Source organism: Streptomyces sp. NBC_00691 (assembly GCF_036226665.1).
In the GTDB taxonomy this organism is placed as follows: domain Bacteria; phylum Actinomycetota; class Actinomycetes; order Streptomycetales; family Streptomycetaceae; genus Streptomyces.
In genome coordinates, this window is sequence record NZ_CP109007.1 from 4,862,604 (window position 1) to 4,883,656 (window position 21,053).

Sequence of the window (21,053 nt, forward strand, 5' to 3'; positions counted from 1 at the left end):
TTCCACCCCGATTCCGAGAGGGCTGAACCGCTCCCATGGCGAAGATCCTGAAGTTCGACGAGGACGCCCGTCGCGCCCTTGAGCGCGGCGTCAACAAGCTTGCCGACACGGTGAAGGTGACGATCGGCCCCAAGGGCCGCAACGTCGTCATCGACAAGAAGTTCGGCGCCCCCACCATCACCAACGACGGTGTCACGATCGCCCGCGAGGTCGAGATCGAGGACCCGTACGAGAACCTCGGCGCCCAGCTGGTGAAGGAGGTGGCGACCAAGACCAACGACATCGCGGGTGACGGCACCACCACCGCCACCGTGCTCGCCCAGGCCCTGGTCCGCGAGGGTCTGCGCAACGTCGCCGCGGGTGCCTCCCCGGCCGCCCTGAAGAAGGGCATCGACGCCGCCGTCAAGGCCGTCTCCGACGAGCTGCTCGCCACCGCGCGCCCGATCGAGGACAAGTCCGACATCGCCGCCGTCGCCGCGCTCTCCGCGCAGGACCAGCAGGTCGGCGAGCTCATCGCCGAGGCGATGGACAAGGTCGGCAAGGACGGTGTCATCACCGTCGAGGAGTCCAACACCTTCGGCCTGGAGCTCGACTTCACCGAGGGCATGGCCTTCGACAAGGGCTACCTGTCCCCGTACATGGTGACCGACCAGGAGCGTATGGAGGCCGTCCTCGACGACCCGTACATCCTGATCAACCAGGGCAAGATCTCGTCGATCCAGGACCTGCTGCCCATCCTGGAGAAGGTCATCCAGGCCGGCGCCGGCAAGCCGCTCCTGATCATCGCCGAGGACGTCGAGGGCGAGGCCCTGTCGACCCTGGTCGTGAACAAGATCCGTGGCACCTTCAACGCCGTGGCCGTCAAGGCCCCCGGCTTCGGTGACCGCCGCAAGGCCATGCTCGGCGACATCGCCACCCTCACCGGTGCGACCGTCATCGCCGAGGAGGTCGGCCTCAAGCTCGACCAGGCCGGCCTGGACGTGCTCGGCACCGCCCGCCGCGTCACCATCACCAAGGACGACACCACGATCGTCGACGGTGGCGGCGACTCGTCCGAGGTGCAGGGCCGCGTCAACCAGATCAAGGCCGAGATCGAGTCCACGGACTCCGACTGGGACCGCGAGAAGCTCCAGGAGCGCCTCGCGAAGCTGGCCGGCGGCGTGTGCGTGATCAAGGTCGGCGCCGCCACCGAGGTGGAGCTGAAGGAGAAGAAGCACCGTCTCGAGGACGCCATCTCGGCGACCCGCGCCGCGGTCGAGGAGGGCATCGTCTCCGGCGGTGGCTCCGCGCTCGTCCACGCCGTCAAGGTCCTCGAGGGCAACCTCGACAAGACCGGCGACGAGGCCACGGGTGTCGCGGTCGTCCGCCGCGCCGCCGTCGAGCCGCTGCGCTGGATCGCCGAGAACGCCGGCCTCGAGGGCTACGTCATCACCTCGAAGGTGGCGGAGCTCGACAAGGGCCAGGGCTTCAACGCCGCGACCGGCGAGTACGGCGACCTGGTCAAGGCCGGCGTCATCGACCCGGTGAAGGTGACGCGCTCCGCGCTGGAGAACGCCGCCTCGATCGCCTCCCTCCTCCTCACCACCGAGACCCTCGTGGTGGAGAAGAAGGAAGAGGAGCCGGCGGACGCGGGCCACGGCCACGGTCACGGCCACTCCCACTGAGGCGTGTCCTAGCTCGTAGCTGATCCACCGAGGCCCGGTGCCCCCGTCGCGGGGGCACCGGGCCTCAGTGTCTCCCGCTAGCCTTCCACGGCGCCCAGCTGTGCCATCAGCCCGAGGAGGTCGTACTGCCACCACCCCTCGACGATCTTCCCGTCGTCCCGGAAGCGGTGGATGACCGCCCCCGTCATCGTCACGGCGATGCCGGACGGCTGGAGCCCCATGAAGTCGCCGGAATGGGTGCCGTTCCAGGTCCAGCGGGTGCAGACCCGGTCGCCCTCGGCGATCTGGTCGTCGACGGTGAAGGCGAAGTCGAAGCCGGACCGCCACATCTCCACCTCGCGCCGGACCGCGTCCATGCCCATGACGTCCTGTTCATTGGCCGGATCATGGTCGTGGTACCCCTCGGCCAGCACCTCGTCGAGGAGCGCGAGCTCCGGCTCGGTGGCGATCATCTCCAGCAGCCGCCGGGCGTTGGCCTTGTACATCGCCTCGTCCCGGACCACGTCCAGATCGGTGAAGGTCGGCATCTCGTCACAGAGCGCGACCATCTCCCGGAAGATCCGGTCGGTCTCGGGAAGCTGCGAGTTCCGCATGGCCACGTCGTAGGACGGGAACTCCACGATCTCCACGAGATGCGTGGAATCGGCCCGGTCCTTCCCGAGAACACTGTGCGTGGCGGTCCGCTTGCCCTTCGTCTGCTCGATCCACCGGTCCATGAGCCGGCTCATGTCGTCGACCCGGCTGGTCTTGAAGTCGATGATCTGCGTGAACGTCATGACGCCTCCCGACCCAGGTGGGATCTCTCCAGTCTAGGTTGGGCGCATGGAGCGGGCAGGGGGAGAGCGGCCGGTCACGGTCGACAACGAGGCGGGCGTCGTCGTGATCGGCGACGGCAACCAGGTCGGATTCGGAACGGGAACGGTGGTCCGCTCGGCCTACCGGGAACAGGTCCGACGGATCGCCCCGCCGGAACTCATCGGCCGGGAGGAGGAGTTGGCCGAACTCGCCGCGTTCTGCCGGACCGGGGCCGGCTACCGGTGGTGGCGGGCGGACGCCTGGGCGGGCAAGACGGCGCTCATGGCCTGGTTCGCGCTCAACCCGCCCGCCGGGGTGCGGATCGTGCCGTTCTTCATCACGGCCCGGCTCGGCTCGCAGAACGACGTCGTCGCGTACGTGGACGTGGTCCTGGAACAGCTCGCGGAGCTGGCCGGCGAGGGCCTTCCGGCCCATCTGACCGCCGCCACCAAGGAGGCCCACCTCTTCCGTCTCTACGGCGAGGCCGACCGGGCCTGCGCCGCGCGCGGCGAACGGCTGGTCCTGCTCGTCGACGGCCTCGACGAGGACCGTGGCGTGACGACGGGCCCGGAGGCCCGCTCGATCGCGAGCCTGCTGCCCTCCGACGGGCGCGTCATCGTCTCCGGCCGGCTGAACCCGCCGCTCCCGGCGGACGTACGGGCGGACCATCCGCTCCGGAACCCGCGGGCCGTACGCATCCTGCCGCCGTCCCCACGGGCGCGTGCGATCAGAGCGGAGGCGGAACGCGAGCTCAAGCACCTCCTGGCGGCGGGCGGCCTCCCGTACGAACTCCTGGGCCTGGTCACCACCTCGGGCGGGGGGCTCACGGCGGACGACCTCGCGGAGCTGACCGGAGACGTGCCCTACCGGGTGCGGGACCTGCTGCGCACCGGCCCCGGGCGGACGTTCGCCCTGCGCGGCGGAGGGTACCTCCTCGCCCACGAGGAACTGGTCGTGCAGGCGGGGGAGATGCTCGGTCCGCGCGAGCGGGAGCGGTGGCGCGGGGTGCTGCGCGACTGGGCGGAGCGCCTGCGGGTCCGGGGCTGGCCCGCCGACACCCCCGCCTACCTGCTGCACGGCCGGTTCCCCATGCTGCGCGCGGCCGGTGACCGGGACGGGATGGTGGAGTACGCGCTCGACGCGGTACGGCACGACCGGCTGCTCGCGGCCACCGGGGGCGACGGGGCGGCGCTCGCCGAGATCGGTGCGGCGGGGGAGGCGGTGCTCGCCCGGGGCGACGGTCCCGGCCTGGTCACCACGCTGCTGCGGCTCGCCCTGCGGCGGGCCGCGCTGCGGGACCGCAACGGCCAGGTGCCCGCCGAACTGCCGGTCGCCTGGGCGGAACTCGGTGAGCGCGACCGCGCGTCGGCGCTGGCCAGGGGACTCGAACCGGCGAGCCGCGTCCCGGCGCTGTGCGCCGTCGCGGAACTGCTGCACACCGAGGGCCACATGGCGCGGGCCCACGACCTCCTGGGCGAGGCCGACGCCCTGGCCCGGGCGGAACACCGCACGCAGGAAAGACCTTTCGTGCTCTGGGCCGTCGGCGACTCCTGGCTCGCGGTCGGGGAGGCGGACCGGGCGGAGTCGGTCATGAACGCCCTTCCGGGGGTGATCCTGCGCCGCCGGCCACTGCTGGCCCTGATCGCCTTCCGGTGCCGCGCGGGCGAGTCCGAGCGCGCGCTCGACGCGGTGCGCGAGGTACGCGAGCCCCGGACCCGCGCCCTCGGCCACGCGATCGTCTGCGGTGCGCTGGCAGCCTCGGACCGCACGCCCGAGGCCCTCGCCCTGGCCCGTTCCGAGCAGGGCTTCGGACGGGCACTGGGGCTGCTGCGGATCGCCGAAGCCCTTCGGGCCGGAGCCGCCGGGACGGGCGAGGCTGCCGGGCTCGTCGAGGAGGCCCTCGCCGTCCTCGCGGACGAGGAGCCCGCCGGTGGCAGCGAACTCGCCGCCGAGCTGATCACCGCCCTCGTCGCGGCCGGGGCCGCCGGGCGGGCCGAGGCGCTCGCCGTCGAGCCCGGGACCTCGCGGCACGGGGAGGCGATGCGTCTCGCCCTGGTCAAGGCGCTGGCACGGCAGGGCGACCGGGACCGGGCCGAGGCACTGTCACCCCTGCTCCTCTCGGAGAGCAGCCGGAGCCACGCCCGGGCCGCGCTCGTCGAGGCCTGGGCCGGGGCGGACGACGTCGACCGGCTTCTTCCCGTCCTCGCCGCGCTGACCGACCGGTTCAGCCGCCCGCGGGCCGTGCGCGCGGCGATCGGGGCCCTCGTCCGGGCGGGCTCGGTGGAGGAGGCCGAGGCCCTCGCGTCGAGCGAACCGGAGGTGGCCGATCCGTGGGGATGGGGCCTGAAGGTGGCGCTCGTCCGGGCCCTCACCGCGGCCGGGCACCGCGAGCGGGCCGCCGCGCTCCTCGCCCGGGTGGAACAGGCGAGCCGCGCTCCCCGGCGCGAGGACGCCGCCCCCGTGCTCGCCGCCGTGGCCGAGGCGCTGGCGCTGGCGGGGCACCTCGCGCCTGCCCGGCTCCTCACGGACGGACTGGAGGCGGGGACGGACCGGGCGCCGGGGCTGCTCCGGGTCGTCCGGGCCCTCCTCGCGACGGGCCGTTTCGAGGAGGCGGAGCGGCAGGCCGGGGGCGCCCGCGGCAACCAGCGGGAGTATCTGGACGGGCTGATCGCCCGCGGCCGGGCGGTGGCGGGGCCCGACGCGCTGAGCCGGGAGTTCGACAGGCCGGTCGCGCAGCGCGGCTGTGTGCGGCTGAGCGGCGACGGCGTCCCGCGCCCCCTGCTGCCCGCGCCCGAGACGGCGGTCCCGGTCGCGGAGGTGGAGCGGCGGGCCGAGCGCGCCCTTGCCCTGTCCGGGGAGGGCCGGGGCGACGAGGCGGCGCGGGAGCTGGACCGCGCGGTGGCCGCAGCGCGCGGCACGCTGCGGTACACGGCGGTGCCGCTCGCTGCCGTGGTGCGGGCGCAGGCGGTCCTGGGCAGGCGGGCCCAGGCCGCCGAGCTGCTGGCCGAGGCGTCGGCGTACCTGCGGCTCGCCGACGGACGCCGCGAGGTGTCGTTCGTGGCCCACGCGTTCGTCGCGGCGGGGCTCCACGACGAGGCGGAGTCGCTGGTGGCGACGGCGACCGAGGAAGCGAACGAGGAGACCGCCACGCTCCGGCTCGACCTCGCGGAGGCGCTGGCCCGCGCGGGTGAGCACGGCCGCGCGGAGGCTCTGCTCGACGGGCTCGCGCGCCTCGGTCTCGCCCGGGCCAGGGCCTACACGGTGCTGGCCCTGACGCACCCCGACCCGGTCCGCGCCCGGGAGACCACCGCGCTCGCGCTGCACGTCGGGCCCTGGTACGAGGCGCTGCCCGGCGTGCTGCGCCACGAGCCCGCCGCCCTTCCCCTCGTCCTCGAGGAGGCCGGGCGGCTACGCCGAGCGCTGGAGGTCTGACGCCCTGACCTCGTCCGCGAACGGCTCGCCCCGGTTGTACCGCGCCACCTCCTCCAGCGCCTGGTCCGTCATCCGGTGCAGTTCGTTGCCCAGGGAGCCGGCGACGTGCGGGGTGAGGAGGACGTTGGGGAGGGTGTAGAGCGGGGAGTCCGGGGGCGGGAGTTCCGGGTCCGTGACGTCCAGGGTCGCGTGGAGGCGGCCCGAGATGAGGTGGGGGAGGAGGGCCCGTTCGTCGATGAGCGAGCCCCGGGACGTGTTGATCAGCGTCGTCCCGTCGCGCATCGCCGCCAGTTGGGGCGCGCCGATCATGTGGGTCGTGGACGGGAGCTGGGGGGCGTGGACCGAGACGACCGTGCTGCGGGCGCACAGGGCGTCGAGGTCGGTCACCAGTTCCACGCCGGGGGGCGGGACGTCGACGTAGGGGTCGTACAGGAGGATCTCGATGTCGAAGGGGCGCAGCAGGTCGATCACCCTGCGGCCGATCCGGGAGGCGCCCACGATGCCGACCGTGCGGCGGTAGTTGCCCCAGGTGGCGGACTCGGTGAGCCAGGAGTGGTCGGCGCGGAGCGCGGCGTACCGCTGGGCCGAGCCGAGGACCCGCTTCCCGGCGAAGAGGATCGCGGCGAGCGTGTACTCGGCCACCGGCAGCGCGTTGGCCGCGGCGGCCGAGGTGACGCGCAGGCCGCGGTCCCAGCAGGCCTCGGTGATGTGGTGCTTGACCGAGCCGGCCGCGTGGACGACGGCCCGCAGGCGCGGTGCGCGGTCCAGGACGTCGCCGGTCAGCGGGGTCGCTCCCCAGCAGGTGAGGAGGATCTCGGCCTCGGCGAGCGCGGTGGTGATCCGGGGGTCCCGGGACGTCAGGTCGTGGGCGACCAGGTGCGGGTCCGTGCGGGTGAGGCTGCCGAGGCGGGTGCGGTGGGTGTCGGTGAGGAGGCGGTCGGCGACGCCTTCGCCCATCGCGAGCAGGAGGGACGGGCGGTTGTCGGTGGTCGGGTGCATCGTGGTACCTGAGTTCCTCACTTGACGCTGCCGGCCGTCAGACCGGCCTTCCAGTGGCGCTGGAGGGAGACGAAGGCGACGACGAGGGGGACGACGGCGAGCAGGGATCCGGTGACGACGAGGGGGTAGAAGTCGGGTTCGGCGTGGGCGTTGCTGTTCCACGCGTACAGGCCGAGGCTCAGCGGGTAGAGCTTCTGGTCCGACAGCATCACCAGGGGGAGGAAGAAGTTGTTCCAGACGGCGGTGAACTGGAAGAGGAAGACGGTCACGAAGCCGGGCATCACCATGCGCAGGCCGATGGACCAGAAGACGCGCAGTTCGCCCGCCCCGTCGATCCGGGCCGCCTCCAGGGCCTCGTCGGGGATGTAGCCGGCGCAGAAGACCCGGGACAGGTAGACGCCGAAGGGGTTGACGAGGACGGGGATCAGGACGGCCCAGTAGGTGTTGACGACGCCGATCTCGCTGGCGAGGAGGTACATCGGCAGGGCGAGCGCGGTGGTGGGGACGAGCACGCCCAGGAGCACGAGGCCGAAGAGCTTCTCCTTGCCGCGGAAGTCGTAGACGTGGAAGGCGTATCCGGCGGCGACGCTGACGAACGAGCAGGCGAGGGCGCCGAGTCCGGCGTAGAGCAGGCTGTTGGCGTACCAGTGGAAGTAGATGCCGTCGTTGTACTCGGCGAGCCGGGTGAGGTTGCCGCCCAGGTCGAAGCCCTCGAAGGAGAAGGCGTTCCCGGCGAGGAGGCCGCCGGCGTCCTTCGTGGCCGCGGTCAGCAGCCAGACGAGCGGGAAGAGCATGTAGACGACGGCGAGGACGAGGGCGCCGTTGACCGCGGCCTTGGAGAGCCAGACGGAGCCGGTCGTGGGCTTGCTCATGCCGTGCGCCCCTTCCCGGCCTTGCGGCGGCCGGTCATCCGCGTGACCGCGAACGACAGCAGCGCCGCCGTCAGGGCGAGGAGTACGGAGGCCGCCGCGGCGAGTCCGTAGTCGTTGCGGTCGAAGGCCGCGGTGTAGGCGTACATGTTCGGCGTCCAGGTGGAGGTGACGGCGGAGCCCGTGCCCTTGTTGAGGATCAGCGGCTCGGTGAAGAGCTGGAGGGAGCCGATGATCGTGAAGAGGGCGACCATGGCGAGCGAGGCCTTGACGAGCGGGACCTTGACGGAGAAGGCGATGCGCCAGGCGCCGGCCCCGTCGACGGTGGCCGCTTCGAGGACGGAGCGGTCGATGGCCTGGAGGGCCGCGTAGAAGATGACCATGTTGTAGCCGAGCCACTCCCACAGCGCGATGTTGACGACGGAGGGCAGGGCGCCTTCGGGGGAGAAGAAGTCGAAGCCGATGCCTCCGGCCTCCATGGCCTGGACGACCGGGCTGAGCTGGGGCGTGTAGAGGTAGACCCAGATCAGCGCGGCGATGATGCCGGGGACGGCGTGCGGCAGGAAGAGCGCGAGCTGGAAGAAGCGGCGGGCGCGGGCGAGCGCCGAGTCGAGCAGGAGGGCGAGGCCGAGGGCTCCGCCGAGCAGCAGTGGGATGTAGAGCAGGCAGTATCCGAGCAGGACGCCGAAGCCCTCGCGGAAGGCCCGGTCACCCAGCGCCGCGGTGTAGTTGTCGAGGCCGGTGAAGACGGTCTCGGTGCCGCCGAAGCCCAGTCCGGACTGCTTCTCGGTGAAGAGGCTGAGCCAGACCGCGTATCCGATCGGCACCACCATCACCGCGGTGAACAGCAGGAAGAAGGGGGTCAGCAGGACCGTGGCGGCGCGGGTGCGGGCCTTCATCCGGTCAGCCCTCGACCTTCAGGCCGCGCTTGGTGAGTTCGGCGACGGTGGCGTCGTGACCGGCCTTGACGGCGTCGGCGATGCCGGGGCCGCCCTGGGTGATCTTGCCGAAGTGGTCCTTGATGGTGGTGTTGGTGGTGCCGGTGGTCGGTCCCCAGGCCCAGTTCGGGCTGATGGAGGCGCCCGCGGCCTCGAAGAGGGCGTAGATGTCCTGGCCGCCGTAGTAGCTCGCGTCGAAGGCCTTCTTGGCGACGGGGCGGAGCGCGGTGGCGGCGGGGAAGGCGGAGGAGGTTCCGGAGGCGATCCGGGCCTTCACGCCGGCCTCGGTGGTGGACATCCACTCGGCGAAGGTGACGGCGGCGGCCTGCTGCTTGCTGTCCTTGGTCACGGCGAAGGAGGTGCCGCCGAGCATGCCGCTGGCGGGCTTGCCGTCCCAGCTGGGCATCGGGGCGACGCCCCACTTGCCGTCCTGCTCGGGCAGGGTGCCCTTGAGGACGCCGGCGCCCCAGGAGGCGCCGAGGTAGCCGATGGTGGTGCCGTTCTTGAGGGAGCCGGTCCACTCGGGGCTGAAGGAGGCGTTCTTGTGGACGAGCCCGGCGTCGAGGAGGCCCTGCCAGTAGCCGGTGACCTTGGTGGTGGCCGCGTCGGTGGTGTCGATCTTCCAGCTGTCGTTCCCGGCCTTGAACCACTGGGCGCCGGCCTGCCAGGCCATCGCCTCGAAGGTCGTCGGGTCGTCGGGGAAGAAGGTGGCGATACGGGCCTTGGCGTCGGCCTTCTTGACCTGCTCGGCGGCCTTCTTGAACTCGTCCCAGGTGGTGGGGACCTGGACCTTGTACTTCGCGAAGAGGTCCTTGCGGTAGAAGAAGGCCTGCGGGGCGGCGTCGAAGGGGACGGCCCAGGTCTTGCCGCCGAGGGTGGTGAGCTCGACGGTCTGCGGGAGCAGCTTGGCGCGGTCGGCCTCGGTGAACTCGCCGCCGATGTCCTTGAGGGCGCCGGAACTGACGAACTCGGGGAGCGAGGAGTACTCGATGGAGACCAGGTCGGGGGCGTTGCCGGCCTTCACGGCGTTGGAGATCTTGGCGTAGCCGCCGGCGGTGCCGGAGGGGATCTCCTCGAACTTCACCTGGATGTCGGTGTGGGAGGCGTTGAAGGCGTCGACGACGTCCTTGGAGCCCTTGGCCCAGCCCCAGAAGGTGATGGTCACGGGCCCGTTCGGCTTGTTCGCCGTGCTGTTCGCTGTGTCGTCACCGCTGCCGCCGCAGGCCGTGAGAACGGCGAGGGCGGTGGCGGTGCCGGCTATGACACGGGACGTTCTGCTCCAACTACGGGTCACGGCACGACTCCTGAAGGGCGGCGGCGGGGAGGTTGTGGCCGTGATCCTGTGACCGTTCATGACCGAAGTCAAGAGCGAAAGATTGATTGATCGAAAAAAGATCAGAACGGAGCCGCTGGAACTCAGCCGGACGCCGTCGCACGCGCCCCGCACGACTCCCGGACCCGCAGCCGCGGCAGCAGCCCCAGATGACGCCGCGCCGCGTCCTCGTCCGCGCTCTCCGTCAGCCGCTCCACGAGGAGTTCGGTGGCGTGCCGCCCCACCTGCCGCTTCGGCGGCGCGACCGCCGTCAGCGGGGTGTCGGCCAGCGCGGCGACCTCGTCGTCGTACGCGATCAGGGCCAGGTCCTGCGGCACCCGCACGCCCAGCTCGGCGAGGCGCTGCACGATCTCGATCGCGTCCACGTCGTTGTGCACCAGGGCCGCGCTCGCCAGTCCGGACCCGACCGCCTCGTACAGCGCCCGTACCGCCCGCTCGAAGCCCTCCGGGTCCGCCTCCGCGGGGACGGAGTCGATGACCGGCCGGGGCTCCGCGAGGCCCAGGGTGCTCAGCGCCTCGGCGTACCCGGCACGCACCGCGAGCGCGGTCGGCGAGTCCCCGCGCGCCACGAGCAGCGGGGTCGCGTGGCCGAGGCCGAGCAGGTGGCGCAGGGCGAGCAGGACGCCGTGGCCGTGGTCGGAGGCGACCCGGTCGAGGCCGTCCAGCGGGCTGCCGGGCTCGGCCCGGCGCTCCAGGAGCACCGCCGGCACGGAGAGTTCGGCCAGCCAGTCCCCGTACGCGCGCCGATCCTCGGGGCCACGCCAGCCGGGCGCGACGAGGACGCCCTCGGCGCCGGCCGCGAGGAGTCCCTCCGTGCGCGCCCGGTCCTCCTCCGGCCGGTAGTCCGAGACCCGCAGGACGAGCCGGGCGCCGGCCCGGGCCGCCGCCTCGTGCGCGCCCCGGATGACCTCGGCGAAGTAGTAGGTGGCGGACGGCGCGAGCAGGCCGAGGACCAGGCCCTCGCCGGTCCGCGCGCCGCCCGGGGCGCCCCGCCGCTCGGGCCAGGACACCTGGCCGTGCACCCGGTCGAGCAGGCCGCGGCCGGCCAGCAGCTCGACGTCCCGGCGGGCGGTGACGGGGGAGACCCCGAGCCGCTCGGCCAGTTCGGCGACGCGGGCGGTGCCGCGCTCGCGCACCAGGGCCAGCAGTCGGTCGTGTCGTTCGGCAGCACTCTCGCGCACGGCGCAGTTCCCCCTCGCGGTGGTGGTGGTTCCCCGACCTTAGATCACAGGCGCCCTCTGAATGATCGAACGGAAGAAATTTCGATCATTCGCTCGGAATCTCTTGACCTCCGATCGGAGCCTGTCCAGGATTCCCGGCGACGCAGTCGTCGCCGCAGGGAGCCCGGGGAAGCTCCCGGGGAAAGCCCAGGGAGCATCATGCCCACGCCGCCCGAGAACCGTGAGCTCAGCCCGTACACCGGCTGGACCCGTGCCCACTGGGAGGACGCGGCCGACCGACTCCTCCTGGCGGTACGCCCGTTCGCCTCCCCGCGGCACGGACTGATCGGCCTTCCGGGGCCCCGGCCCAGCTGGTCCGGAACCCGATCCGACGGCCTGGAGGGCTGGGCCCGCACCTTCCTCCTCGCGGCGCTCCGGGTCGCGGGCGCGCGCGGCGAGGACCCGCACGGACATCTCGGCCGGTACGCCGAAGGCCTCGCGGCCGGAACCGCGAAGCCGGGACGGTCGGACGAGGAGTCCTGGCCTCTCACCACCGACACCCGTCAGGCGATCGTCGAGGCCGCCTCCGTCGCCCTCGGCCTCCGCCTCACCCGCCCCTGGCTCTGGGACCGGCTCGACGACCGCACCCGCGAGCAGGTCGTCGACTGGCTCCGCCCCGCCCTCGGCCCGTCACCCGTCGACAACAACTGGTGGCTCTTCGGCCTCACGGTCGCCGGATTCCTCCAGGACGCCGGCATCGACACCGACCGGGCCGCCGTCACCGTCGACCGCTCCCTCTCCCGGATCGAGGACTGGTACCTCGGCGACGGCTGGTACAGCGACGGCGACAACCGCGCCTTCGACCACTACAACGCCTGGGCCCTGCACTTCTATCCGGTCCTCCACGCCCACCTCGCAGGAGACCGGGACCTCCTCGACCGGTACGGGCCGCGCCTGCGGGCCCATCTCGACGACTACGTCCACCTCTTCGACGCCGACGGCGCGCCCCTCCCGTACGGACGCTCCCTGATCTACCGTTTCGCCGCGGCCGCCGCCCCGTGGCTCGGCACCCTGACCGGGCACACCCCGCTCACCCCGGGTGCCACCCGCCGCCTCGCCTCCGGCACCCTGAGGTACTTCCTCGACCGCGGCGCCACCGAACCGGACGGGCTTCTCACCCTCGGCTGGCACGGCCCGTACGCGCCCCTGGTCCAGGAGTACTCCGGCCCCGGCTCCCCGTACTGGGCGTCCAAGGGCTTCCTCGGCCTCCTGCTGCCCCCCGGCCACCCCGCCTGGACCGACCACGAGGAACCCCTGCCGGCCGAACGCGCCGACACCGTCCGCCCCTTCGCCCCGGCCGGACTGCTCGTCCAGACCACCGCCGCCGACGGACTCGTACGCCTCCACAACCACGGCAGCAACCATGTGCACAGCGCCGAGGCGGGCGAGGACGACCCCGGCTACGCCCGACACGCCTACGCCACCCGTACGGGACCCACCACCGGCCCCGCCCCCGCCGACAACCACTTCGCACTGCTCGTCGAGGGGAGGCTCACCACCCGGGGCCCCGCCGCACCCGCCGGCACCGGCCCCGGCTGGGCCGCCTCCCGGCACACCCCGTACCCCGGCGTCCGGGTCGTCTCCGCGACCCTCGCCCACGGCCGCGCGGAGGTCCGCGCCCACCTCGTCCTCGGCGCCCCCGAGGGGACGCCCGTACGGCAGACCGGCTGGGCGACCACCCCCGACGGGCCGCACGCGCAGCTGCACCCGGTCCACGGCTACCCCGCCGGCCGCGAGGCCACCGAACTCCCCACCGGGGAGACCCTCCAGGGGCCCGGCAGCCGCACCCTCGCCCTGCACGGCGCCACGAGCGGACCGGCCGCCCTCTTCGTCGCGCTCGCCTCGCTCACCGCCGAGCCCGCCCCGGGCCCCGTCGCGGACCTCGCGGCCGTCCGGGTCACCGGCCACACCCTCCGGGTGACCTGGCAGGACGGCACCACCGCGGAACTGGACCTCGACGCACGGGCCGGGTGAGCGGGTCACTCCGGTCCGTACTTCCGCCCCGCCTTGGAGGAGACCCCGCCGAGCAGCCCGCGCGGTGCCAGCTTCACCACACCCATGAGCGCTTTGTAGCGGGGGTCGGGGATGGACAGCGACTTCCCCCGGTCCAGATCCGCGAGCGCCGCCGTCACCAGCTTGTCCGCGTCGAGCCACATCCAGCCCGGGATGTTGTCCGTCCCCATCCCGGCCCGCTCGTGGAACTCGGTCCGTACGAAGCCGGGGCAGAGCGCCATCAGCCGTACGCCGCTGCCCGTCAGGTCCCGCGCCGCGCCCTGGGTGAACTGCACGACCCAGGCCTTCGACGCCCCGTACGTGCCGCGGGGCAGGAAGGCCGCCACCGAGGCGACGTTGACCACGGAGCCCCGCCGGCGCTCCTTCATCGAGGCGGCGGCCGCCGAGGTCAGCCGCAGCACCGCCTCGCAGTGCACCGTGAGCATCTTCAGCTCGTCGGCCATGGACACCTCGAGGAAGCGGCCCTTGTTGCCGAAGCCGGCGTTGTTCACGAGCATGTCCACCGGCTGCTTCGGGTCCGAGAGCCGGGCCTCGACGGCGGCGATGCCCTTCTCCTCGGCGAGGTCCGCCGCGAGCACCTCGGCCTCGATGCCGTGGCGGTCGTGCAGCTCCGTCGCCTGCTCCCGGAGCCGCTTCACGTCCCGGGCCACGAGCACGACATCGTGGCCGTCCGCGGCGAGCCTCCGTGCGAAAGCGGCCCCGATGCCCGCGGTGGCGCCCGTAATCAGTGCAGTCGTCATACGGGCACGGTAGTGCCACGGCGGAGGCGTTCTTGTCCGCGTACCGCCGACCAGACGCGGACTACGCGCGCGCGTACTTCTCCGCGTACTGGCGTGCGAGCGCGAGGAGTCCGGACTCCATCCACTCGGCGGCGACCAACGTGCCGGGGAGGAGGGCGCGTTCGGTGGTCGCGGCCCGGTGGAGCAGCGCGACGGTGACGTCGTGGTCGGGCCGGTGGACGACCGTGATCGGGTCGCCGGCGCGGATCTCGCCCGGCACGATCACCCGCAGCAGCGCGCCCGGACCGGCCTCGGACCGGGTGAACCGCTTGACCCAGCCCTTCTCCTCCAGGAATCCCGCGAACGTCCGGCAGGGGATGCGGCCGCCGGTGACCTCCAGGACGACCTCCTCGCCGATCCGCCAGCGCTCGCCGATCAGGGCGCCGTTCACGTCGAGGCCGGCCGTCGTGAGGTTCTCGCCGAAGGAGCCGTTGGCGAGCGGGCGGCCGAGTTCGCGCTCCCAGTGGTCCAGGTCCTCGCGCGCGAAGGCGTACGCGGCCCGGTCGTCGCCGCCGTGGAAGCGCAGGTCGCAGACCGTGTCCCCGGCGAGGCCGCTGGTGCCGACGCCGGGCGCCCCGGGTGCCTCGATCCGGACCGGCCCCTCGACGGGGCGCTTGTCGATGGCGGTCAGGCCGGACGCGGCCTCGGTGTAGTCCACGGCCTTCGCGCGGCCCACATTCACACTCAGCAAGGTCATGTGGGCACTTTACGGGCACCCGTCTCAAAGCTGTAGGCGAAAAAGTGGGACTCCACCCAAGATTCGCTTATGCTGGAGTGCATGATCGAGGCTCGTCATCTCCGCGTCCTGCGCGCCGTCGCCGCCACCGGCTCCTTCTCGGCCGCCGCGCGCGAGCTGGGCTGTACGCAGCCGGCCGTCAGTCAGCAGATGAAGGCCCTCGAAGGCTCCGCCGGCACGCCGCTGCTGATCCGTACGGGCCGCGAGATGCGCCTCACCGAGGCCGGTGAGGTCCTGGTCCGCCACGCCTCCGGCATCCTCGCCGGGCTGACCGCCGCCGAGGAGGAGGTCGCCGCGATCGCCGGGCTCCGCGCGGGCCGGGTCCGGCTGGTCTCCTTCCCCAGCGGCAGCTCCACGCTCGTCCCCACCGCGCTGGCCGCGCTGCGGGCCGCGCACCCCGGCACCCGTGTCTCGCTCGTCGAGGCCGAGCCGCCGCGCTCGATCGAGATGTTGCGCGAGGGCGACTGCGACGTGGCCCTCGCCTTCCGCTACGGCGGGGGGCCGGCCGGCCGGCAGGCCGACGGGCAGGCGGAGTGGGACGACCTGGTGGTCCGCCCGATCCTGGCCGACCGCCTGGTGGGTCTGGTCCCCGAGGGTCACCGGCTCGCCGGTGCCGGGTCCGTGGGGATCGCCGAACTGGCCGACGAGTCCTGGATCGCGGGCTGCCCCCGCTGCCGCCGTCAGCTCGTGGACGTGTGCGAGGAGGCGGGCTTCACCCCCCGTATCGACTTCGCCACCGACGACTACCCGGCCGTGGTGGGCCTGGTCGGCGCCGGTCTCGGCGTGGCCGTCCTGCCGGAGCTGGCCATCGAGTCCGTACGGCCCAGGGGCGCGCGGACCGTGGCCGTGGAGCCCGCCGTGGAGCGGGAGATCGTGGCCCTGACGCTGCCCGACCTGGCGCAGGTCCCGGCCGTCGCCGCCACGCTCGACGAACTGACCCGGGCCGCCACGCGCGCGTAGGACGCCGCCTCGCACGCGTGGGCGCGGATCGGGGTGTCGGGTGCTCAGATGCGTCGCTTAGTTGAGGAAACGTTCCTTCACATGCGCTCCACAATCGGCCGGCCTGCTGCCGACGCCGATGTCGTCATGGATGTCACGGAAGCCGCGGACGCGACCGACGCGGTCGTCGGCGCCGTCGTGATCAGGCGATTGCGCGCGCGTCCCATGAGCTCTTCGCGTTCGTCCTCGGTGAGGCCGCCCCATACGCCGTAGGGCTCCCGCACGGCGAGTGCGTGTGCCGCGCACTCCGCGCGTACCGGGCACCGCATGCAGACCTCTTTCGCCGAGTTCTCACGCGCACTCCGTGCCGCGCCGCGCTCTCCCTCGGGGTGGAAGAACAGGGAGCTGTCGACGCCGCGGCAGGCCGCGAGCAGTTGCCAGTCCCACAGATCGGCGTTGGGTCCGGGAAGGCGGGAGAAATCTGCCATTGCGCTTGTCCCCTTGAAACCGTGTCGAACGGATAGGTGGGCGGGTGGATGGCTGATGGGCGGGCTCCTCGGGGCCCCGCCGGTCCGGGTCGGTACACCTACTGTCTAAGTAGATGTAAATATGACTCATTGCGAATCTAGCCACAGACACCGCGAAAAGGGAAGAAAAGCCGCTAAATGGGGCATAGCTTTCGATGAAGGACAGAAGGGCCGCGTCGCTCTCCTCCGCACACGACCCCTCACGTAGAGTGCCGAAGGGTGCCGTCCGACCCGTAACTCTTTCGAGTGACCGTCGTTGAGAGTGCGGAGGCGGTTGAAGGAACAAGCGATCGGGCAGGTGTCCGAGAGCGTCAATCGCACAGGTGACGATTACGTACAGCCCTGGAGGCTCAAGGTGACGCGCTACAGCTGCGAGAGCCGCGGAGGTCAGGCATGACATCCGTTCTCGTCTGCGACGACTCCCCGCTTGCCCGAGAGGCGCTCCGCCGCGCGGTCGCGACCGTGCCCGGCGTCGAGCGCGTGACCACCGCGGCCAACGGCGAGGAAGTCCTCCGCCGCTGGGGCGCGGACCGCTCGGACCTGATTCTGATGGACGTACGCATGCCCGGTCTGGGCGGCGTGGAGACCGTCCGCCGGCTGCTCTCCGCGGACCCCGGCGCCCGCATCATCATGCTGACGGTCGCCGAGGACCTCGACGGCGTCGCCCTCGCGGTCGCCGCGGGCGCCCGCGGCTATCTGCACAAGGACGCCTCGCGCGCCGAACTGCGGGCCACCGTCACCCAGGCGCTGGCCGACCCGACCTGGCGGCTCGCCCCGCGCCGGCTCCGTTCGGCCGAGATGGGCGCCGCGCCCACCCTCACCGCGCGCGAGATCCAGGTGCTCGAGGGCATGAGCCACGGCCGGTCCAACGCCGAGATCGGACGCGAGCTCTTCCTCTCCGAGGACACGGTCAAGACCCACGCCCGGCGTCTCTTCAAGAAGCTGGGCGCCTCGGACCGGGCGCACGCGGTCGCCCTCGGATTCCGCTGGGGCCTGGTCCGCTGAATCGCGCAGGTCACCGGCCATCTCCCCGTCCTCGCCCGCGTCCGTCGTGGGGTGGACGGGGCAGGCTTGTGTCACTTCCCCGCGCGATGCCGCATCCTTGAGATGTGGAGTTCCTCGGGGACGAGTCGATCGAGCGGGAGGGGAGGGCGCGGAGATGAGTACCGGCGCACCTGCTCATAACGCTTCGGTGCACAACTACGGACGCGGTGCCACGAACGCCGAGGCGTCGGGGCACCATGGAGCGATGCGCGACGACGAGACCGTGGGGTCCCCCATGCCTGCCGGGCAGGGGGAGATCGGCGCGCTCGTGCACCGCGCGGTCGAGGGCGACGCCCAGGCGACCCACGACCTGCTCGCACGGGTGCACCCGCTCGCGCTGCGGTACTGCCGCACCCGCCTCAACCGGCTGCCGGGCGACGCCCGGCACTTCGTCGAGGACCTGGCCCAGGAGGTCTGCGTCGCCGTCCTGATGGCGCTGCCGCGCTACAAGGACACGGGCAGGCCCTTCGAGGCCTTCGTCTTCGCCATCGCCGGGCACAAGGTCGCCGACCTCCAGCGGGCCGCCATGCGGCACCCGGGGTCCACGGCCGTCCCCTCCGACGAGATGCCCGAGCGGCCCGACGACTCCCTCGGCCCCGAGGAGCGCGCGCTCCTCAGCGACGACGCCGAGTGGGCCAAGAAGCTGCTCGCGAACCTCCCGGAGAACCAGCGCGAACTGCTCGTGCTCCGCGTCGCGGTCGGACTGACCGCCGAGGAGACCGGGCAGATGCTCGGCATGTCCCCGGGGGCCGTCCGGGTCGCGCAGCACCGCGCGCTCAGCCGGCTCAGGGCGCTGGCCGAGCAGTAGCCGACGGGCCGCGGTAGCCAGCCAGTAAGAGTCGCCGGGGTCAGTCGTCCCTTTCGTACACGTGCGAAGGTCCAAAGCTTGCGGCTGATCTTGATCGTGGAATGAGACACCGCTCCAGCCCGTTAGCATGGACATCCGCACCGATCAAGGCCATTTGGGGAAGGTGTCATGACTGCAAACGTCGACGGAGTGCCCGAGAAATTCGCGACACTCGGGCTGACCTACGACGACGTGCTGCTGCTGCCGGGCGCGTCCGAGGTCCTCCCGAACGCGGTCGACACCTCGTCCCGCATCTCCCGCAACGTGCGCGTGAACATCCCGCTGCTCTCGGCGGCGATGGACAAGGTCACCGAGTCCCGCATGGCCATCGCCATGGCGCGGCAGGGCGGCGTGGGCGTGCTGCACCGCAACCTGTCCATCGAGGACCAGGTCAACCAGGTCGACCTCGTGAAGCGCTCCGAGTCCGGCATGGTGACCGACCCGATCACCGTGCACCCGGACGCGACGCTGGCCGAGGCCGACGCGCTGTGCGCCAAGTTCCGCATCAGCGGCGTCCCGGTCACCGACCCGGCCGGCAAGCTCCTCGGCATCGTCACCAACCGCGACATGGCGTTCGAGTCGGACCGCAGCCGCCAGGTGCGCGAGGTCATGACCCCCATGCCGCTCGTCACCGGCAAGGTCGGCATCTCCGGCGTGGACGCCATGGAGCTGCTCCGCCGCCACAAGATCGAGAAGCTGCCGCTGGTCGACGAGGCGGGCATCCTCAAGGGCCTCATCACGGTCAAGGACTTCGTCAAGGCGGAGAAGTACCCGCACGCCGCGAAGGACAGGGAAGGCCGCCTGCTCGTCGGCGCGGCCGTCGGCGCCAGCCCCGAGGCGCTGGAGCGCGCCCAGGGTCTCGCCGAGGCCGGTGTCGACTTCCTGATCGTCGACACCTCCCACGGCCACAACAGCAACGCCCTCAACTGGATGGCGAAGATCAAGTCCAGCGTCGCCGTCGACGTCATCGGCGGCAACGTCGCCACGCGTGACGGCGCCCAGGCCCTGATCGACGCCGGTGTCGACGGCGTCAAGGTCGGCGTCGGGCCCGGCTCCATCTGCACCACGCGTGTCGTCGCCGGCATCGGTGTCCCGCAGGTCACCGCCATCTACGAGGCGGCCCTCGCCGCCCGCGCCGCCGGCGTCCCGGTCATCGGCGACGGCGGTCTGCAGTACTCCGGAGACATCGGCAAGGCGCTCGCCGCCGGTGCCGACACGGTGATGCTGGGCAGCCTGCTCGCCGGGTGCGAGGAGTCCCCGGGCGAGCTGCAGTTCATCAACGGCAAGCAGTTCAAGTCGTACCGCGGCATGGGCTCGCTCGGCGCGATGCAGTCCCGCGGCCAGGGCCGGTCCTACTCCAAGGACCGCTACTTCCAGGCCGAGGTCGCCTCGGACGACAAGCTCGTGCCCGAGGGCATCGAGGGCCAGGTGCCCTACCGCGGCCCCCTGGCCAACGTCCTGCACCAGCTCGTCGGCGGTCTGCGCCAGACCATGGGCTACGTGGGCGCGGCCACCATCGAGGAGATGGAGTCGAAGGGCCGCTTCGTCCGGATCACGTCCGCGGGCCTCAAGGAGAGCCACCCGCACGACATCCAGATGACGGTCGAGGCGCCGAACTACAGCAGGAAGTAACACAGCACGACGCGTGGGGGCGGTTCCGGCATGTGGCCGGAGCCGCCCCTCACGCTTGTGTCGGGGATACTGGTAGGCGCAGACGTAGAGGGAAAGGCCACACATCGTGACTGAGATCGAGATCGGGCGCGGCAAGCGCGGCCGCAGGGCGTACGCGTTCGACGACATCGCCGTCGTTCCGAGCCGGCGCACCCGGGACCCGAAGGAGGTCTCGATCGCCTGGCAGATCGACGCCTACCGCTTCGAGCTCCCCTTCCTGGCCGCCCCCATGGACTCGGTCGTGTCGCCGCAGACCGCGATCCGCATCGGCGAGCTGGGCGGACTGGGCGTCCTGAACCTGGAGGGTCTCTGGACCCGGTACGAGGACCCGCAGCCGCTGCTCGACGAGATCGCCGAGCTGGACGAGGCGACCGCGACCCGCCGTCTGCAGGAGATCTACGCGGCCCCGATCAAGGAAGAGCTGATCGGGCAGCGCATCAAGGAGGTGCGCGACTCCGGTGTCGTCACCGCCGCCGCGCTCTCCCCGCAGCGGACCGCGCAGTTCTCCAAGGCCGTCGTCGACGCCGGTGTGGACATCTTCGTCATCCGCGGCACCACGGTCTCCGCCGAGCACGTGTCGGGCGCGTCCGAGCCGCTGAACCTGAAGCAGTTCATCTACGAGCTCGACGTCCCGGTCATCGTCGGCGGCTGCGCCACGTACACCGCGGCCCTGCACCTGATGCGCACCGGCGCCGCGGGTGTCCTCGTCGGCTTCGGCGGCGGCGCGGCGCACACCACGCGCAACGTGTTCGGCATCCAGGTTCCGATGGCGACCGCGGTCGCCGACGTGGCCGCGGCCCGCCGTGACTACATGGACGAGTCCGGCGGCCGGTACGTGCACGTCATCGCCGACGGTGGTGTCGGCTGGTCCGGCGACCTGCCGAAGGCGATCGCCTGCGGTGCCGACGCGGTCATGATGGGCTCCCCGCTGGCCCGCGCGACGGACGCGCCTGGCAAGGGCCACCACTGGGGCATGGAGGCCGTCCACGAGGACGTGCCGCGCGGCAAGCTGGTCGACCTGGGCGTCGTCGGCACCACCGAGGAGATCCTCGCGGGCCCGTCGCACATCCCGGACGGCTCGATGAACTTCTTCGGCGCCCTGCGCCGCGCGATGGCCACCACGGGCTACAGCGAGCTCAAGGAGTTCCAGCGCGTCGAGGTCACGGTCGCGGACTCGCAGCACAAGCGCTGACGTCCGTCCCGTACGTACGAGGAGGGGCCCCGCACCGGACGGTGCGGGGCCCCTC

17 protein-coding genes are annotated in these 21,053 nt (G+C 72.2%); 8 read left to right on the forward strand and 9 right to left on the reverse strand.

Features of this window, described 5'->3' with window-relative positions:
- Positions 1-35 precede the first annotated feature (35 nt).
- Positions 36-1,664, forward strand: a complete 1,629-nt coding sequence (gene groL, locus OG392_RS22115; protein WP_073910534.1) for a chaperonin GroEL — start codon at positions 36-38, stop codon at positions 1,662-1,664.
- 77 nt (positions 1,665-1,741) lie between these two features.
- Here the strand turns inward: groL and OG392_RS22120 are convergent, their stop codons facing one another.
- Positions 1,742-2,440 (reverse strand): ester cyclase, encoded by a 699-nt coding sequence (locus tag OG392_RS22120; RefSeq protein ID WP_329282044.1) that lies wholly within the window; start codon positions 2,438-2,440, stop codon positions 1,742-1,744.
- 46 nt (positions 2,441-2,486) lie between these two features.
- On the opposite strand from OG392_RS22120, the gene OG392_RS22125 reads away from it, so the two are divergent.
- Positions 2,487-5,891 (forward strand): hypothetical protein, encoded by a 3,405-nt coding sequence (locus OG392_RS22125; RefSeq protein WP_329282046.1) that lies wholly within the window; start codon positions 2,487-2,489, stop codon positions 5,889-5,891.
- On the opposite strand, the gene OG392_RS22130 is transcribed toward OG392_RS22125, so the two are convergent.
- The 5 genes from OG392_RS22130 to OG392_RS22150 form a co-directional block, all read right to left on the reverse strand.
- Complete coding sequence (locus OG392_RS22130) at positions 5,868-6,890, reverse strand: hydroxyacid dehydrogenase (RefSeq protein ID WP_329282048.1); 1,023 nt, start codon at positions 6,888-6,890, stop codon at positions 5,868-5,870. The genes OG392_RS22125 and OG392_RS22130 overlap by 24 nt on opposite strands.
- A gap of 17 nt (positions 6,891-6,907) precedes the next feature.
- Positions 6,908-7,762 carry a carbohydrate ABC transporter permease gene (locus OG392_RS22135; protein ID WP_329282050.1) on the reverse strand — a complete coding sequence of 285 codons (855 nt, stop codon included), beginning with the start codon at positions 7,760-7,762 and terminating at the stop codon, positions 6,908-6,910.
- Positions 7,759-8,658 carry a carbohydrate ABC transporter permease gene (locus OG392_RS22140; protein ID WP_329282052.1) on the reverse strand — a complete coding sequence of 300 codons (900 nt, stop codon included), beginning with the start codon at positions 8,656-8,658 and terminating at the stop codon, positions 7,759-7,761. The genes OG392_RS22135 and OG392_RS22140 overlap by 4 nt, the downstream gene beginning before the upstream one ends.
- A gap of 4 nt (positions 8,659-8,662) precedes the next feature.
- A complete protein-coding gene (locus tag OG392_RS22145; protein WP_329282054.1) occupies positions 8,663-9,991 on the reverse strand; it encodes an ABC transporter substrate-binding protein in 1,329 nt (442 codons plus the stop codon).
- Positions 9,992-10,113: 122 nt separating this feature from the next.
- Positions 10,114-11,211 carry a substrate-binding domain-containing protein gene (locus tag OG392_RS22150; RefSeq protein ID WP_329282056.1) on the reverse strand — a complete coding sequence of 366 codons (1,098 nt, stop codon included), beginning with the start codon at positions 11,209-11,211 and terminating at the stop codon, positions 10,114-10,116.
- Positions 11,212-11,409: 198 nt separating this feature from the next.
- Between OG392_RS22150 and OG392_RS22155 the strand changes: the two genes are divergently transcribed.
- Complete coding sequence (locus OG392_RS22155; RefSeq protein WP_329282058.1) at positions 11,410-13,224, forward strand: DUF2264 domain-containing protein; 1,815 nt, start codon at positions 11,410-11,412, stop codon at positions 13,222-13,224.
- Positions 13,225-13,229: 5 nt separating this feature from the next.
- Here the strand turns inward: OG392_RS22155 and OG392_RS22160 are convergent, their stop codons facing one another.
- Both OG392_RS22160 and OG392_RS22165 read right to left on the reverse strand, forming a co-directional pair.
- Positions 13,230-14,003: an SDR family NAD(P)-dependent oxidoreductase gene (locus OG392_RS22160; protein WP_329282060.1), complete on the reverse strand. Its 774-nt coding sequence runs from the start codon at positions 14,001-14,003 to the stop codon at positions 13,230-13,232.
- A 61-nt stretch (positions 14,004-14,064) separates the two neighbouring features.
- On the reverse strand, positions 14,065-14,739 hold the full coding sequence (locus tag OG392_RS22165) for an MOSC domain-containing protein (RefSeq protein WP_329282062.1): 675 nt from the start codon (positions 14,737-14,739) through the stop codon (positions 14,065-14,067).
- A gap of 81 nt (positions 14,740-14,820) precedes the next feature.
- Here OG392_RS22165 and OG392_RS22170 point away from each other — a divergent pair, with 81 nt between their 5' ends.
- Positions 14,821-15,738, forward strand: coding sequence for a LysR family transcriptional regulator (locus OG392_RS22170; protein WP_329282064.1), 918 nt, complete (start codon positions 14,821-14,823; stop codon positions 15,736-15,738).
- Between the two features lie 77 nt (positions 15,739-15,815).
- Here the strand turns inward: OG392_RS22170 and OG392_RS22175 are convergent, their stop codons facing one another.
- Positions 15,816-16,205: a WhiB family transcriptional regulator gene (locus OG392_RS22175; protein ID WP_266968442.1), complete on the reverse strand. Its 390-nt coding sequence runs from the start codon at positions 16,203-16,205 to the stop codon at positions 15,816-15,818.
- A 432-nt stretch (positions 16,206-16,637) separates the two neighbouring features.
- Here OG392_RS22175 and OG392_RS22180 point away from each other — a divergent pair, with 432 nt between their 5' ends.
- From OG392_RS22180 to OG392_RS22195, 4 genes are all read left to right on the forward strand, one after another.
- Positions 16,638-17,249 (forward strand): response regulator transcription factor, encoded by a 612-nt coding sequence (locus tag OG392_RS22180; RefSeq protein ID WP_003948568.1) that lies wholly within the window; start codon positions 16,638-16,640, stop codon positions 17,247-17,249.
- A 244-nt stretch (positions 17,250-17,493) separates the two neighbouring features.
- A complete protein-coding gene (locus OG392_RS22185) occupies positions 17,494-18,096 on the forward strand; it encodes a sigma-70 family RNA polymerase sigma factor (RefSeq protein WP_030318557.1) in 603 nt (200 codons plus the stop codon).
- Positions 18,097-18,264: 168 nt separating this feature from the next.
- Positions 18,265-19,767: an IMP dehydrogenase gene (gene guaB / locus OG392_RS22190; RefSeq protein WP_329282069.1), complete on the forward strand. Its 1,503-nt coding sequence runs from the start codon at positions 18,265-18,267 to the stop codon at positions 19,765-19,767.
- Positions 19,768-19,873: 106 nt separating this feature from the next.
- The gene (locus OG392_RS22195; RefSeq protein WP_030318553.1) at positions 19,874-20,998 is read left to right on the forward strand and encodes a GuaB3 family IMP dehydrogenase-related protein; all 1,125 of its coding nucleotides are present in this window, start codon (positions 19,874-19,876) and stop codon (positions 20,996-20,998) included.
- The last annotated feature ends 55 nt before the right edge of the window (positions 20,999-21,053 follow it).

Bases quoted from the DNA above. Each gene is read 5' to 3' on its own strand.
- groL (WP_073910534.1), top strand. From the start codon at position 36: ATGGCGAAGATCCTGAAGTTCGACGAGGACGCCCGTCGCGCCCTTGAG.
- OG392_RS22120 (WP_329282044.1), bottom strand. From the start codon at position 2,440: ATGACGTTCACGCAGATCATCGACTTCAAGACCAGCCGGGTCGACGAC.
- OG392_RS22125 (WP_329282046.1), top strand. From the start codon at position 2,487: ATGGAGCGGGCAGGGGGAGAGCGGCCGGTCACGGTCGACAACGAGGCG.
- OG392_RS22130 (WP_329282048.1), bottom strand. From the start codon at position 6,890: ATGCACCCGACCACCGACAACCGCCCGTCCCTCCTGCTCGCGATGGGC.
- OG392_RS22135 (WP_329282050.1), bottom strand. From the start codon at position 7,762: ATGAGCAAGCCCACGACCGGCTCCGTCTGGCTCTCCAAGGCCGCGGTC.
- OG392_RS22140 (WP_329282052.1), bottom strand. From the start codon at position 8,658: ATGAAGGCCCGCACCCGCGCCGCCACGGTCCTGCTGACCCCCTTCTTC.
- OG392_RS22155 (WP_329282058.1), top strand. From the start codon at position 11,410: ATGCCCACGCCGCCCGAGAACCGTGAGCTCAGCCCGTACACCGGCTGG.
- OG392_RS22160 (WP_329282060.1), bottom strand. From the start codon at position 14,003: ATGACGACTGCACTGATTACGGGCGCCACCGCGGGCATCGGGGCCGCT.
- OG392_RS22165 (WP_329282062.1), bottom strand. From the start codon at position 14,739: ATGACCTTGCTGAGTGTGAATGTGGGCCGCGCGAAGGCCGTGGACTAC.
- OG392_RS22170 (WP_329282064.1), top strand. From the start codon at position 14,821: ATGATCGAGGCTCGTCATCTCCGCGTCCTGCGCGCCGTCGCCGCCACC.
- OG392_RS22175 (WP_266968442.1), bottom strand. From the start codon at position 16,205: ATGGCAGATTTCTCCCGCCTTCCCGGACCCAACGCCGATCTGTGGGAC.
- OG392_RS22180 (WP_003948568.1), top strand. From the start codon at position 16,638: ATGACATCCGTTCTCGTCTGCGACGACTCCCCGCTTGCCCGAGAGGCG.
- OG392_RS22185 (WP_030318557.1), top strand. From the start codon at position 17,494: ATGCGCGACGACGAGACCGTGGGGTCCCCCATGCCTGCCGGGCAGGGG.
- guaB (WP_329282069.1), top strand. From the start codon at position 18,265: ATGACTGCAAACGTCGACGGAGTGCCCGAGAAATTCGCGACACTCGGG.